Below are 13,677 nucleotides of genomic sequence, written 5' to 3' on the forward strand. Positions count from 1 at the left end.
GCGGTCTCGGCGGCAGATCGTCGCTTCCACTTTGGATGTTCTCCCGCCTCCGGCCCGCCGCGGCGGCGGCGAGTGAACGCTTGACGACACGAACCAACAACAGCAAACATCGTTGAATGTCGATACTTGGAGGAACCGCGCGGAAGGTCGCCGCCGTCGCGGGAGTGCTCGCCGCCACCATGGCGAGCGCCCCGGCGTCCGCGGCGCTGCCCGACTACACCACCGCCGAGGCGGGCAACCCGTTCGTCGCCGGGTGGTACGCCGACCCGGACGTGGCCATCTACAACAACCGCTACTACGTGTTCCCGACGTCTTCCCGCCCGTACGCGGAACAGACCTATCTCGACGCCTTCTCCTCGACCGACCTGATCACCTGGACCAAGCACCCGAACGTCCTGACCACCGCGAACGTGAGCTGGGCCCGCCGCGCGGTCTGGGCGCCCGCCCCGATCACCCGCAACGGCAAGTACTACCTGTACTTCGGGGCCAACGACATCCAGAGCAACAGCGAGCTCGGCGGCATCGGGGTGGCCGTGGCCGACCGGCCCGAGGGCCCCTACACCGACGCGATCGGGCGGCCGCTGATCGCGCAGTTCGTGAACGGCGCCCAGCCGATCGACCAGGACGTGTTCATCGACGACGACGGGCAGGCGTACATCTACTACGGCGGCTGGGGGCACGCCAACGTGGCCAAGCTGAACGCGGACATGACCAGCCTCGGTACGTTCGCCGACGGCTCCACGTTCAAGGAGATCACGCCGAGCGGGTACGTCGAGGGCCCGCAGATGTTCAAGAAGAACGGCAAGTACTACCTGATGTGGTCGGAGGGCGGCTGGACCGGCCCGAACTACTCGGTGGCGTACGCGATCGCCGACTCACCGACCGGGCCCTTCACCCGCCTGGACCGGGTCCTCGCGCAGGACTCCGCGGTGGCACGCGGCGCCGGGCACAACTCGGTGCTGAACATCCCGGGCACCGACACCTGGTACATCTTCTACCACCGGCGGCCGCTGTCGGAGACCGACGGCAACGCGCGGCAGCTCGCCTACGACCGGATGAACTTCAACCCGGACGGCACCATCCAGCGGGTGACGATGCTGGTCAAGGACAACTTCGCGGACGGCAACGCGGTCGGCTGGCGAACCTTCGGCGGCGCCTGGTCGGTCAGCGGCGGGCAGTACCGCACCACCGCCTCGTACGGCGGGAAGTCCCTGCTCGACGACAACCACGTGAACGCGACCTACGACCTCGACGTCACGGTCACCTCGGGCGTGGGCGACGCCGGGCTGGTGTTCCGGGCGACCGGCCTGGGGACCGGCACCGACGCCTACCGCGGCTACTACGCCGGCATCACCCCGGCCGGCCGGGTCGTGCTGGGCCGGGCCGACAACAACTGGACCCAGCTCGGCGCGGCGGCGCTGCCGGTCGTCGCCGGGCAGCGCTACCACCTGCGCGTGACGGCCACCGGTTCGACGATCAAGGTGTACGTGGACAACCTGACCACGCCCAGGATCACCGTCACCGACGCCACCTTCGCCGCCGGGGCGTCCGGGGTCCGGGTGTTCAACGCGGCCGCCGCCTTCGACAACGTGGCGATCACGAACCAGTAGAACTGGCCCGGGGCCCGGCCGCCGGTGAGGCGGCCGGGCCCGGTCCGGCTCAGATGTTGAGTTCGCTGCCGGCCACCCACATGCCGTCGTACTCGCCGCCGAAGACCTGGTAGTACTGCGTGCCCTTGATCACGCCGTACATGCCGATCTGCACCGGTTCGCCCGTGCCCGGCTCGGCGGTGATGGTGGCGCCCGCGTTGCCATCCTTGTCGAAGGTGCGGTACTTGACCGACGCCGCCTTCGTGGTCGGCTTGAACGGGATGCGGAACACGAACAGGTCGGACGGCTTGTTGACGTACGCGGTGAAGGCCTTCTGCTGCACGTACAGGCCCTTGAGGACGCCCGCGCCGGCCAGCTGGTAGAAGCCGCTGTAGCCCTTGACCCGGCCACGCCAGCTCATCACGGTCAGCTGGTTGCTCGGCACGGCGACGTTCTTGTGGAACACCGGCTTGCCGTTGACCAGCTTGTACGTCGCCACGGTGCCCTTGGCGATGTACATCGCGTTGTTGGTGATCTCTTCCGGGTAGTCGAGCCACAGCATCAGGGCGGCCCGGTTGAAGCGCTGGTCACCGGTCATCTCGGCCAGGTAGCGCAGCTGCGACGTGTGGGTGAAGTGGTAACCCCGCGAGTCGCCGCGCCGGTAGTCGTCGTAGTACGACCGCCAGTTCACGTTCCGCAGCCGGCCGCCGTAGGTCAGGGCCGTCGCCAGCGAGGCCTTGAGCAGCTCACGCGCCCGCCGGTCCTGGGTGAGGACCCAGTAGTCGTAGACGCCGAAGGCCGCGAACATGTGCCCGTTGAGGATCCGGTCGCCGGTGGCCGAGGTGAACGTCGTCTCCTCGAACCACATGTAGTCGTACCAGGTCCAGGTGGCCCACGGCTTGCCCGCCTTGGGCGCGATGATCAGCGAGTTCAGCGTCATGTCGGCGGCCTGCTTGAACTCCGCCTGCTTGGTGGTCTCGTACAGCCGGACGAACAGGCTCAGCGACTCACCCTGCGCCATCGCCGAGTACCACGGCTTCTTCAGCACGACGGTCGGCTTGGTCGACGAGGCGGGCAGCGTGTGGTCCCACAGGTAGGGGTAGAACCAGGCCCCGGAATACACCTGCTTGAAGTTGATCAGCCACCGGGCCTGCAGCTTCGCCTTGGTCAGCCAGGCCGGATCATTGGTCAGCCGGTAGTTGTTCCACATCATCTGGCCGCAGTGCGCGGCGGCGACCGGGTGGGGCCGGGGCGGGTTGGTGCGCTTGTCCATGCACACGCCGCCGCTGGTCTCGTTCGGGAACGAGGTGATCACGCTGGCCGACACGTACCGCCGGTTCCACGGCAGGGTGGTCAGGTTGAACGGCTCCTTGACCGTACGGAGCAGGTTCATCTCGTCGGCCGTGCCCGGGCGCTGTTCCTCGGTCGGGATCTGCGGCGCCTTGAGCAGCGGGTCGCTGTCGGACGGGCCGAGGTCGGCGCCGGGCGCGTTCGGCCAGGCCGGGTCCTGGGGCTCCTGGTACTCCTTCGGCTTGAACACCGGTCTCGGCGCCGCGTCGCCCGGGATCACCGGGATCGCGTCGGCGTCCTGGGACACGACGGTCAGATAGCCGCCCCCGCCCAGGACGAGCAGGCCCGCGAACGCGCCCACCACCCATCGCCGAACTCTCTTACCGGTCCATGAACCGACGGCCACGCCGCCACCACCCGATCTACATAGGACACTACGAAATGGATCATCGACGCAGGTGCAAGCCTGCCGAATGGTTATATACGAGACAGCGGAGGTCGTGCTGCCCCGTTCGGTCAGAATTCGATGCCAACCGGATGGGTTCCCGATCTCGTCCATGTCGCGACGGCGGTCGGAGGGATGGGCGATGCGGGATGGTTCGGACGACGAGTATGTCGAATACGTCACGGCGCGGGTGCCCGCGCTGCGGCGGCTGGCGTACGTCCTGACCGGCGACGGACACCGCGCCGACGACCTGGTCCAGCAGACCATCACCACGCTGTACGTGAAGTGGCAGCCGCCGGAACCGTCAAGAGCCACACCTCCCGCGGGCTGACCACGCTGCGGGGCCAGCTCGGACTCCGCGAGCTCGCCGGCCGTACCCCGATCATCTAGGAGCAGACAGATGCCTTCCGAAGTGGACCTGCTGCGGTCACTGAGCGACGAGCCGGACACCCCCTCGACCGTGAACATCCGCAAGGCGATGGACGTCGGTCGCCGGCGCCGGGTACGCCGGAGCGCCGGGTACGCGGGCGCCGCCGCGCTGACCGCGATCGCGGTGACCGGCACCTCGGTCGCGATCAACCTGGCCGCCGGCGACCAGGCGGCACCCCCGGCGCCCGAGGCCGCGGCCGGCGGAAAGCCCAAGCCGTCCGCGTCGGCGCCCGCCGTGGCGCCGACCGCGAAGGCACCCGCCGGCTGCGTGATCCACCGGCTCAAGCCGCCCGACAACGCGCCGATGGCCCTGGTCAGCGGGGCCGACCCGACCGGGAAGTACGTCGTCGGGCGCTCCTACCCGAAGGCCGGCGGCTACCAGGCGGTGATCTGGAACGACGGCAAGGGCAAGAAGGTCATGCTGCCCGGCGACTCGGAGGAGTCGCTCCAGGACGTCAACTCGGCCGGCGACGCGGTCGGCTGGAGCTACCAGGGCGAGGCCGTCGGGCCGGTCCCGTACGCGTACGCGGGTGGCAAGGTGATCAAGATGCGCGGCCCGAAGTACGCGGAACCGCGCGCGATCAACAACGCCGGCGTGGTCGTCGGCGTCGCGAACGGCGCGAACCTGTCGGCCGGCGCCGGGCTGAGGTGGCCGTCGCCGACCGCCGAGCCGGTGCCGCTGCCGGTGCCGGCGGGCACGACGTCGACCCGGCCGATGGACATCGCCGAGGACGGGACGATCGTCGGTGGCCTGAACTTCGAGACGCCGGTGATGTGGACGGCGGACGGCGAGATGCGCGAACTGCCGATGCCCGAGATCGACGGCCGGCCGGCCGCGGTCGCGCAGGCGTTCGACGTCAGTGACGGCTGGGCGACCGGCATGGCGAGCACGGAGAAGATCGCGCCCGGCTCCGGTGGTGGCGCCAAGAGCGCGAGCGCCCCGATCTTCGCCGTGCGGTGGAACCTGCGCACCGGTCAGGCCCAGGTCGTCAAGCAGCTCAAGGATCCCGCCGACGAGGTCAACGCGCTGGGCTGGATGGTCGGCACCGACGCCAAGGGGTACGCCACGCTGGTCGCCGGCGGCACGGCGGTCCGGCTGCCCGACCTCGGCAAGAACCCCGGCGACGGGGTGACCACCATCGCCACCACGATCAGTGACGACGGGCGGTTCATCGCCGGCCAGTCCGACAACAAGGACGAGGTCATCCAGGCGGTGGTGTGGCGCTGCGAGTGAGCCTCCGGCCCGCTCCTCAAAGCTTTTAAGGCGGGACTGAACAGTCTTGTGGCGCCGGGAACGGAGCAGGGATCGTCCGGCGGATGGAATTCACCATCATTCCCCGCTCCGTCTGGGCGGAGTTCGTCGTGGAGGGCAAGCGGGCCCACGCGGCGGCGCCGCCGGCGCCGAGCGACAACCCGGCCTGGGATCCGGTCGGTGGGGTGTTCATCCACTACCGTGGCGCGGACTTCCCCCTGCCCGGATCCAACGAGTATTTCGATGAGACCGACTGCAAGCGCGACATCGCCGAGGTCTACGACCGGCACACCCGCAACGACGACTACAACTGGGACATCGGCTACAACTTCCTGATCTGCCCGCACGGCAACATCTACCAGGGCCGCGGCTACGAGCGGGGCGAGGCCAACGCGCCCGGCTACATCCCGGGCAGCGGTTACGGCCGCAACGCCGCCTTCTACTCGATCTGCGGCCTGCTCCGGGCGGGCAACCTCCCCACCGAGGCGATGCTGCGGTCGTACCGGTCGCTCATCGCCCATCTGCGGGACGAGGCGCCGAGGCGGACCGGTGGTCTGATCTTTCCGCACTCGCACGGCTACGCCACCGACTGCCCGGGCCACCTGCACATGTACGCCCAGCCCGGCTCGACCATCGATCCGGCCGTGCCGTGGAGCGGCCCGGCCGACATCTACGTCTACGCCGCGCAGAAGTGGGTCAACGCCACCTACGCCGGCTACGCACCGGGCTATCTCAGCTGCCCCGAGAACGGCCGCACCGGCTGGTCCACCGTGTACGCCCTGACCCAGGGCCTGCAGTACGAGCACGGCATCTCGCCCACTGTGCAGAGTTTCGGGCCGGCCACGTTCACCGCGGTGAAGAACCGCGGCAAGCTGCCCGAGGACGAGACCAACACCAATCTGATCCGACTCTACAACGCGGCTCTGTGGTGCAAGGGCTACTGGACGGCGACCGACCTGTCCGAGTGGAACATCGACTCGCGGACCGCACTCGTACGGCTCTACAGTGACGCCGGCTTCGACTACGGGGTCGTCGCCCGGCGGATGTGGCCGCACATCTGCCGCGGCCTGATGCGGATGGACCAGTTCAAGATGGTGCCGGGCGGCGACACCACCATCCGGCGGGTGCAGCAGCACCTCAACCAGCGCTGGGTGGGCGAGGTCGGCGTGCCCGCCATGAGCCTGGTGCCGTGCGACGGCTACTACTCGCGCGACGTCCAGCAGGGCTTCATGATGGCCCTGCAGTACGAGCTCGGCCTGGACCCGGGCGTCATCAACGGCAACTTCGGCCCGGGCACCCAAGCGGCGCTCAGGGGCCGTGGCTCGCAGGCGCTCAGCGGCGAGTTGCGGTACCTGTTCCGGTCGGCCTGCTATTTCAACTCGCCGACGCTGATGGCGGGCAGCCCCAGCCCGGTCTCGATCTCGTACGCGGCCGGTGACATCGACACCGACGCGCCGACCCCCTCCCACACCGCCTGGCTGCGCGCGTTCCAGGGCTTCTCGCAGATCCCGCCGACCGTGACCAACGACTTCACCACCTGGGCGCAGCTGCTGGTCTCGTGCGGCGACACGGCCAGGCCGGCCGCCGGCTGCGACGGCATCACCGAGATCACGGCGGCTCGCGGTCAGGCGCTGTACGCGGCCGGTTACCGGATCGTGGGGCGCTACCTCGACGAGCACATCGCGCCGGGCGACCCCTCCTACCTCGGCAAGGCGCTGAAGCCCGGGGAACCGCGGACGATCCTGAACGCCGGGCTCCGGCTCCTGCCGATCTTCCAGTGGAACGGCACCCAGCTCGCCAACTTCACCTACGACAAGGGCTACCAGCAGGCGCTGAAGGCCCACGAGAAGTCCGTCGAGCACGGCATCCCGCCCAACACCTGCATCTACTTCGCGGTCGACTACGACGCGCTGGACGTCGACATCGACAGCAGCGTCAAGCCCTACTTCCGGGGCGTGGCCGACGGCCTGGCGTCATCGGGCAACCGGTACGCGTACGGCGTCTACGGCTCGCGCAACGTGTGCACGCGGGTGAGCCGGGAGGTCGGCGCCCGCTGGTCGCTGGTCTCGGGCATGTCCTGGGGCTTCTCCGGCAACCTCGGGTTCCCGCTGCCGGAGAACTGGTCGCTCAATCAGATCCGCGAGTTCGACTTCCAGCCGGGATGGGGCCTCGACCACAACGTGTGGCGCGACGGTGGCGACCCCGGCGTCTCGTTCCTGGTCAGCTGAGGAGATCACCATGGTTACCCGACGTACTCTGCTCGGCGCCGTGGCCGGCGCCGGTGCGGTCAGCCTCGTGCCCTTCACCGGTGCGGAAGCGGCGACCCGCACCTCGGCCAACCGCTGGCCGATCGACCCGGACGCCGTGGCCACGTTCCGCGTGGCCGGCTCGGCCGCCTCCGTCGTGCTGCGCACCGGGGCGGCCGCCGCGGTCCTGCTGCACATCGCCCGCCGCTGGCACTACGAGATCGCCCCGCTCGACACCGGCGAGGGCGGCATCACCGGGCACCGGACCGACCGCGCGTCGGCCGCCGCATTCGAGTCCAACCACCTGTCCGGCACGGCCATCGCGCTGTACCCGCGGGCCTATCCGCTGGGCGGCATCGAGCCCCTCGCACCGCACCACGAGACGGTCGTCCGGGACATCCTGCTCAACTGCGAGGGCACCGTGTCCTGGGGCGGAGATCTCCAGCCGGTCAAGGCGTCGCACTTCCACCTGGCCGTGCCGGCCCACGACGCGACGCTGGCCCGGGTGGCGGCCCGCCTCGACACCAGCCGGCCCACCCGGACCGGGCGGCGCAGGCCGACCGCCGGCGTGGTGGCCGGCCCGGAAGGGGTCCGGCGGCGCTGAGGTCCGCTATCGCTGAGGCCCGGTATCCAGGAAAGCAGGGGCCCCTCCGCCTCGGAGGGGCCCCTGTCATCGGTTCGGTCAGCAGATGCCGTACGGGTCACACGGCAGGCCGGACGGCATGGGCCGGACCTTGAACAGGGTGTTGCCGTTGAGCCCGACCGCGCCGGCGCCGATCCAGCTGTCGGTCTGGCCGGTCACCCAGCCGTAGACCAACGGCGACCACAGGGTCTGCCAGTTGCCGTCGTACTGGCGGATGCGCAGCAGATTTCCGGTCCCGCTGATCGACGTGGCGTCGCCGTACAGCACATCGCCCCAGCCGACCCGCAGGTAGTGACCGGTGGCGTTGAAGTAGATGGCGTAGTCGCCCGCGCTCCAGGCGTTGTCCCGGCACAACAACACCCACGTGTTCCAGGGCTCGGTCTGCGGGTTGCCGTTGGTCCAGACCGGATACGAGTTGGTTTCCGGGTAGTGGCGCGGCACCATCATGCGGCCGGTGTCGCCCCACTGGATCGTGCCCCAGCTCGGGGTGCACTCGGTGCCCGCCGCCCGGGCCGAGGCGGGGGCGCGGGACCGGTCCGCCGCCTTGATCACCGCATCGATCGGCGCCACGCCGTCCGGGCCGGGCCGGGGCGCGACGTAGCCGGGATGGTTGCGGTGGAACAGCGCGATGCCGCGGGCAACCTGCTCGGCCGGCGCGTCACCCGACTTCCGGCGCTCGGCCGCGGCCCGCTGGGCGATGGCTCGTTCGGCATCGGTGTCGCGGGACGCCACGGTGGGGGCCGGCTTGTCCTGGGCCAGCGCCGCGCCCGGTGCGGTGAGCGCCACGGCGACGAAGGCGGCAGCCGCGAGGGCCCGCGAGGCCGTCGCTCGGAGAGTGGTACGTCGAATGGTCATGGATCTCTGTCTAACGGCGTACCGAATGGACCAACAAGACCTTTCAGGCACACCTGAAACGACGGCCCCTAGAGTGACGGTCATCATTGGGACGTCAACGGGGGTCGGCGTGTTGCGGATTCATTTCACACCGGACGACATGGGCCGGGTACGGATGGCCGGTGCGCCCGATCCGATGTGGGAGACCGTGTTCAGCGTGTTCCGGCTGCGTCAGCCGGGACCGGGACTGATCTTCGGGCAGTGGCGGGAGCACGCGCTCCGGGCGGTCCGGCGACCCGATCTCGACCTGTTGCTGCCGCTCGTGCAGCCGAGGTACTACCCCGACTTCCTCACACCGGCCGAGGCCGGCCAGGGCCTGTCGCAGGCCCTCGAGGCGCTGATGACCACGCCGGTGACCCGCCTGCGGGCCGAGATGACCGAACTCGCCGGGCTCGGGAAGCCGACCCCGTCCTGGATGCGAGGCCTCGCCGACGGCGACCCGGAGACCCTGGGCCGGGTCGCGGCGGCGGTCCGTTCGCAGTACGAGGCGGTGGTCGCGCCGTTCTGGCCGAAGGCGCAGGCGCAGATCGATGCCGAACGGGCCCGGCGCGCCCGCATTCTGCTGGACCGGGGCACCGAAGCGCTGCTGGACAGTTTCCGGCCGATGATGCGATGGAACCGGCCGGTGCTCGAGGTGGACATCCCCTTCGATCAGTCGGTGTGGCTCGACGGCCGTGGGCTGCGGCTGATCCCGTCCTACCTGTCCTGGGGCACGCCCGATGTGCTGCACGACACGACGCTGCCGCCGGTGCTCGTCTATCCGATCGAGCACGACCTGAGCCAGAGCCCGTGGTCCGGCCCGGGCGGCCCGACGGAGGCGCTCATCGGCCGCACCCGGACGGCGGTGCTGGAATGCATCGGTGACGGGCGGACCACGACGGAACTGGCCCGGCGGATCGGGGTGAGCGCGGCCTCCGTCAGTCAGCACACCGCGGTGCTGCGCGAGGCCCGGCTGATCCACACCAGCCGGGCCGGCAAGGCGGTTCTGCACACGATGACCCACTCGGGTCGGCTCTGCTGACCGGCGGGACACCCGGCTGAACGGGCGACGGAAGCTCTTCGACACGCGCGACCCGATGATGCGTTTCACGGTGACCCTCAACCACGTCAACCAGGAATCCGCCCAGCGCTACGGCGGCGACGAATACTACGACCGCGAGTACATCACCGAGGCGGACCTCCCGATCACGGCCGCGGGCCGGGTCGGCCCCGGCCGCGACCGGCTCGAACCGGGCCGCTGGGTGACCGGCACCGCCACCGCCGAGGTGGCCGCCCTGGGCCGGCACACCCTGATCGAGGTGCTCGCCTTCCTGGGCGGCGCGGCCGCCCTGTCCGGCCTGATCATCCTGCTGCTGTGGCTGCGCTGATCCCGCGGCACGGTTCCGCGGCCGGGCGGTGGCCGGCCGCGAAGGCGCCGCGACGCCACCGCGAGGCGTTCAGCCATTGGTGAGCGGCCGCGAAGCTGAAGATTTCCTGTGAGCCAGCTCACTAGAAGCTGAAACGGGGCAGCGGAGCCCGTACCCCCGGCCCTAAGGTCTGCCGCCTATCCACCGCGTATCCACCTTGGAGTTCTCGTGTCCGACGGCACCTTCTTCGCCTATATCGCCCTTCTCTTCGTCAGCGGCGCGATCCTCGCCGTGCTCGGCCTCGGCGGCTTCGGCCAGTCGAAGGGCGCCCGCATCCTCGACGGCGTGTTCGCGGCCGCGTTCGTGGTCTACGCCGGTTACCTGCTGTTCGTGTTCGACGGCGGCACCGTGATCATCTCGTACTACGCCTTCATCGTGCCGATCCTCGCGATCGTCCAGGTCTTCCGGGCGCGCAAGGCCCAGCGTGAGGCGGCGGCCGCCGAGGCCGTTCCCGCCGCTCAGGCCCCGCCTGCCGGCCAGGCGTGACCGACGCTCCTCGACGCGACCGCGGGCCCCGGCCCGCGGTCGCGTTTTTTGTTGCCCGGCGGCACAACAGATCGGCGCGGCACCGCGTTTGAATAGGGTCGGGACATACGGGGAAGGGGTCCTATTCGATGCGGTTCGAGGAGTTCGCCGCTGCTCGATTGCCCGCGCTGATGCGGTGTGCCACGCTGCTGTGCACCGACCGGGAGGAGGCCCAGGACCTGGTCCAGGAGTCGCTCACGCGGGCCCTCGTCAAGTGGGACCGGATCGTCAAGGTCGAAGAGCCGTACGCGTACGTCCGCAAGATCCTGACGAACCAGTTCCTCAGCTGGCGGCGCCGCCGGAAGTTCCAGACCGTCCCGCTCGGACCGGGCCACGAGCCGGCCCCGCCGCCGGACCCCGACCCCGAGCACGGTGACCGGCTCTGGCACCTGCTCGGCGACCTGCCCCGTCAGCAGCGGGCGGTGCTCGTGCTCCGCTACTACGAGGGCCTGACCGACGACGAGATCGCCGAGACGCTGCGTTGCCGGCCGGGCACGGTCCGCGGGTACGCCAGCCGGGCGCTTGCCACCCTCCGCATCGAGATCACCGACCACCGAGCCGCCGAAGGGGTGAGGTCATGACGAAGCTCGCCGACTTGCTGCGTACCCTGGACGATCGCGCCGCCCAGGCGCCGGACGGCCTCGGCCTGATCGAGGCGGCCCAGCGTGGGGCGACCCGCATCCGCAAGCGCCGCCGGGTCATCCGGCTGGCCGCGGCGGCGGCGGTCGTCGCCGTGGTCGCCGTGGGCGTGCCGACCGGCTTGCGGATGCAGGCCGCCCGGGTGATTCCCGCCGTGCCCGACCGGGCCCGCACCGCCCAGGACATGACGCTGGAGGTGGGCCCGGTCGAGGGCCTGGTCCTGGGCGACTTCGGGACGAGCGCCAGCGGCCAGTTCCAGTCCTTGTCGGTCAAGGCGGCGGGCGCGGAGTACTTCTTCGACGTCTACGCCTATCCACCGGGCAGCCCCGACCGGTACGGCAGCATCGTTGGTTCCCCGAAGCAGGCGATGAGCGTGCGGGGACGCGAGGCGTCCCTCCAGGACGACGGGTTCTTCCAGACCCTGAACTGGCGCTTCACCGACGGAACCCTGATCGCCGTCCGCTTCACGGCGCGCAAGAGTCCGTCCGCCGAGTCAATGGCCAGGCTGCCGCTCAACCCGTTGGCCGAGAACGACCGAGCCTTGTTGCTCAGCGTGGCCGAGGCGATCCAGATCGGTAAGCCCCGCCCGGTGCCGGCGCCGATCCGGTTCGGCTGGCTGCCGCCGGGTCTCACGTTCACCGGCATCACCAGCCGGGGCGAGCCGGGCAAGTTCACGTCCGGCAGCTACATCAACATGACCCTCACGTTCCCGACCAGCGCCGCCCACGACAAGCGCCAGGTCGACGTGAACGTCACGAAGCGGGCGGGCACGAAGATGTTCCGCGAGACCGCCGACATCAACGGGTTCCCCGGCTATTTCGGGCACCCGTCGGTGCGCCGTGATTCCCTCGTCGTCCGCACGCCCACGTGCGACATCGAGTTCCTCACCAGCCCGGGCATGACCGAGGCGGAGATCATCCGGATGGCCGAGGACGCCGAGTTCTACCCGTGCTCGCAACCTACCGACTGGAAGCCGCCGATGGGCTGAGCCGGCGCGACCCGGCCGTGGCCGCCACGATCAGCGGCACCGCCACGGCCGGGTCCAGCCGGGTCCGCAGCGTGGGCCGCCAACCGGCGTCGGGCGCCAGGTCCGGGTCGTACGCCGCGTTGTAGGCCGCGACCAGATCCACCCGCCGCGGCAGCCGGCCGGGCGTCGCGACCAGCGATCCGATCGCGGTGATCCGCGTGCCCTTCCAGTAGTGGATGACGTCGGCGGCGGGAGTCTCCAGGCCGAGCACGAAGAAGTTGTTCTCGGCATAGATGGCCGACTCGACGCCCACCCCCAGCGAGTACTGGTAGTCGTCGTCGGTGGCGACGAACAGGTTGTTGAACACGTCCACCTGTCCGAACCGGACGCGCGGCGCCCGCTGCAGCACGTTGCCGAAGCGGTTGTGGTGCACGGTCACGCGCAGCCGGCCCACGTCCACGCCCGGCGAGTCGGTCGAGCCGATCAGCATCGTCTTGTCGTGGTTGCCGTAGTCGTTGTAGGAGACCGTGACCAGGTCGGATCCGCGGATGATGTCGGTGGCGCCGTCGTGCACCTGGTACGGCCGCCCGAAGCGCTCGGGCTGGTCCGCGTCCGGGTTGTCGCCGTCGCCGAAGGTGTTGTGGTCGATCCAGACGCGCGTGGCGCCGCTGAGCGAGATCAGGTCGTAGAGCGAGTTCCAGTTGCCGCCGGCGCCGTCGGTCGGGTCCCAGGCCGGGAAGCAGTCGGCGGCGTCGGTGAACTCGATGCCCCGCACGATCACGTTGCTGACGTTGGTGAGCGCCAGGCTGCCGTGGTCGATGCGGGCGCCGCGGCCGCCGACGATCGTGGTGTTGGAGCCGACGTTGACCCGGATCTGCTCGCCCTGGGTCCGGGCGGACCGCACGCGGGCGTCCTCGAGCGGGCCGGCCGGCTTGGTCGCCCGGCCCCAGACCGCCGGGTCATAGGCGGCGAGAAAGGCGTCCAGGTCGTATTCCGGATCGGCGTAGGACGCGCAGTTCCGGCCCTCATTCAGGTCGATCCGACCGGCGACGACAACGATCTTCGGGGTGTCGCCGGCGACGGCCGCGAGGAGCTCGGCGCGGTTCCGCACGGTGGTCACATGCGTGGCGTCGGCGGTGGCCCCACCGGTGGTCCCGCCGCCCCAGCCGTCGTCCGGCGCGGCCGTCGCCCGGGCCGTCTGCGGTGCCGGCACGGCGAGGGCGGTTGCGGTCAGGAGGGCCACGACAAAGGACGACATGGGTACGAAGATGCGCCCGATTTTCGACGTACGTCAATGGCTGGGAATGTGCAGGAAATTTGCAATGACCGACTTGTCTGGCCATTGATGTCCT

At 70.0% G+C, this 13,677-nt stretch carries 13 protein-coding genes; 10 read left to right on the plus strand and 3 right to left on the minus strand.

The window, feature by feature from the left end; translation table 11 throughout:
* The first annotated feature begins 116 nt into the window (after positions 1-116).
* Positions 117-1,610, plus strand: a complete 1,494-nt coding sequence (locus tag AB0O15_RS11300; protein ID WP_364317330.1) for a family 43 glycosylhydrolase — start codon at positions 117-119, stop codon at positions 1,608-1,610.
* A 49-nt stretch (positions 1,611-1,659) separates the two neighbouring features.
* Here the strand turns inward: AB0O15_RS11300 and AB0O15_RS11305 are convergent, their stop codons facing one another.
* Complete coding sequence (locus AB0O15_RS11305) at positions 1,660-3,240, minus strand: D-glucuronyl C5-epimerase family protein (protein ID WP_364317332.1); 1,581 nt, start codon at positions 3,238-3,240, stop codon at positions 1,660-1,662.
* Positions 3,241-3,466: 226 nt separating this feature from the next.
* Between AB0O15_RS11305 and AB0O15_RS11310 the strand changes: the two genes are divergently transcribed.
* The 4 genes from AB0O15_RS11310 (at position 3,467) to AB0O15_RS11325 (ending at position 7,855) form a co-directional block, all read left to right on the plus strand.
* Positions 3,467-3,655: a sigma factor gene (locus AB0O15_RS11310; protein ID WP_364317334.1), complete on the plus strand. Its 189-nt coding sequence runs from the start codon at positions 3,467-3,469 to the stop codon at positions 3,653-3,655.
* Between the two features lie 69 nt (positions 3,656-3,724).
* Positions 3,725-4,987, plus strand: coding sequence for a hypothetical protein (locus AB0O15_RS11315; RefSeq protein ID WP_364317335.1), 1,263 nt, complete (start codon positions 3,725-3,727; stop codon positions 4,985-4,987).
* Positions 4,988-5,070: 83 nt separating this feature from the next.
* Positions 5,071-7,233, plus strand: a complete 2,163-nt coding sequence (locus AB0O15_RS11320) for a glycoside hydrolase domain-containing protein (RefSeq protein WP_364317337.1) — start codon at positions 5,071-5,073, stop codon at positions 7,231-7,233.
* Positions 7,234-7,243: 10 nt separating this feature from the next.
* Positions 7,244-7,855: a hypothetical protein gene (locus tag AB0O15_RS11325; RefSeq protein WP_364317338.1), complete on the plus strand. Its 612-nt coding sequence runs from the start codon at positions 7,244-7,246 to the stop codon at positions 7,853-7,855.
* Between the two features lie 78 nt (positions 7,856-7,933).
* Here AB0O15_RS11325 and AB0O15_RS11330 read toward each other — a convergent pair whose 3' ends face one another.
* Positions 7,934-8,749 carry a hypothetical protein gene (locus AB0O15_RS11330; RefSeq protein WP_364317340.1) on the minus strand — a complete coding sequence of 272 codons (816 nt, stop codon included), beginning with the start codon at positions 8,747-8,749 and terminating at the stop codon, positions 7,934-7,936.
* Positions 8,750-8,858: 109 nt separating this feature from the next.
* Between AB0O15_RS11330 and AB0O15_RS11335 the strand changes: the two genes are divergently transcribed.
* The 5 genes from AB0O15_RS11335 to AB0O15_RS11355 all read left to right on the plus strand — a co-directional run bounded on the left by AB0O15_RS11335 (position 8,859) and on the right by AB0O15_RS11355 (position 12,346).
* Complete coding sequence (locus AB0O15_RS11335) at positions 8,859-9,809, plus strand: helix-turn-helix domain-containing protein (RefSeq protein ID WP_364317341.1); 951 nt, start codon at positions 8,859-8,861, stop codon at positions 9,807-9,809.
* A 55-nt stretch (positions 9,810-9,864) separates the two neighbouring features.
* Positions 9,865-10,155, plus strand: a complete 291-nt coding sequence (locus AB0O15_RS11340; RefSeq protein ID WP_364317343.1) for a hypothetical protein — start codon at positions 9,865-9,867, stop codon at positions 10,153-10,155.
* A gap of 207 nt (positions 10,156-10,362) precedes the next feature.
* The gene (locus AB0O15_RS11345; RefSeq protein WP_364317345.1) at positions 10,363-10,680 is read left to right on the plus strand and encodes a hypothetical protein; all 318 of its coding nucleotides are present in this window, start codon (positions 10,363-10,365) and stop codon (positions 10,678-10,680) included.
* 128 nt (positions 10,681-10,808) lie between these two features.
* Complete coding sequence (locus AB0O15_RS11350; RefSeq protein WP_364317347.1) at positions 10,809-11,300, plus strand: SigE family RNA polymerase sigma factor; 492 nt, start codon at positions 10,809-10,811, stop codon at positions 11,298-11,300.
* The gene (locus AB0O15_RS11355; RefSeq protein ID WP_364317348.1) at positions 11,297-12,346 is read left to right on the plus strand and encodes a hypothetical protein; all 1,050 of its coding nucleotides are present in this window, start codon (positions 11,297-11,299) and stop codon (positions 12,344-12,346) included. Before AB0O15_RS11350 ends, AB0O15_RS11355 begins: the two co-directional genes overlap by 4 nt.
* Here AB0O15_RS11355 and AB0O15_RS11360 read toward each other — a convergent pair.
* Positions 12,318-13,583 carry a polysaccharide lyase family 1 protein gene (locus tag AB0O15_RS11360; protein ID WP_364317350.1) on the minus strand — a complete coding sequence of 422 codons (1,266 nt, stop codon included), beginning with the start codon at positions 13,581-13,583 and terminating at the stop codon, positions 12,318-12,320. The genes AB0O15_RS11355 and AB0O15_RS11360 overlap by 29 nt on opposite strands.
* Positions 13,584-13,677: the final 94 nt, after the last annotated feature.

This window comes from Actinoplanes sp. NPDC089786 (assembly GCF_040684855.1).
Classification (GTDB): domain Bacteria; phylum Actinomycetota; class Actinomycetes; order Mycobacteriales; family Micromonosporaceae; genus Actinoplanes.

Bases quoted from the DNA above. Each gene is read 5' to 3' on its own strand.
- AB0O15_RS11300 (WP_364317330.1), top strand. From the start codon at position 117: ATGTCGATACTTGGAGGAACCGCGCGGAAGGTCGCCGCCGTCGCGGGA.
- AB0O15_RS11310 (WP_364317334.1), top strand. From the start codon at position 3,467: ATGCGGGATGGTTCGGACGACGAGTATGTCGAATACGTCACGGCGCGG.
- AB0O15_RS11315 (WP_364317335.1), top strand. From the start codon at position 3,725: ATGCCTTCCGAAGTGGACCTGCTGCGGTCACTGAGCGACGAGCCGGAC.
- AB0O15_RS11320 (WP_364317337.1), top strand. From the start codon at position 5,071: ATGGAATTCACCATCATTCCCCGCTCCGTCTGGGCGGAGTTCGTCGTG.
- AB0O15_RS11325 (WP_364317338.1), top strand. From the start codon at position 7,244: ATGGTTACCCGACGTACTCTGCTCGGCGCCGTGGCCGGCGCCGGTGCG.
- AB0O15_RS11330 (WP_364317340.1), bottom strand. From the start codon at position 8,749: ATGACCATTCGACGTACCACTCTCCGAGCGACGGCCTCGCGGGCCCTC.
- AB0O15_RS11340 (WP_364317343.1), top strand. From the start codon at position 9,865: ATGATGCGTTTCACGGTGACCCTCAACCACGTCAACCAGGAATCCGCC.
- AB0O15_RS11350 (WP_364317347.1), top strand. From the start codon at position 10,809: ATGCGGTTCGAGGAGTTCGCCGCTGCTCGATTGCCCGCGCTGATGCGG.
- AB0O15_RS11355 (WP_364317348.1), top strand. From the start codon at position 11,297: ATGACGAAGCTCGCCGACTTGCTGCGTACCCTGGACGATCGCGCCGCC.
- AB0O15_RS11360 (WP_364317350.1), bottom strand. From the start codon at position 13,583: ATGTCGTCCTTTGTCGTGGCCCTCCTGACCGCAACCGCCCTCGCCGTG.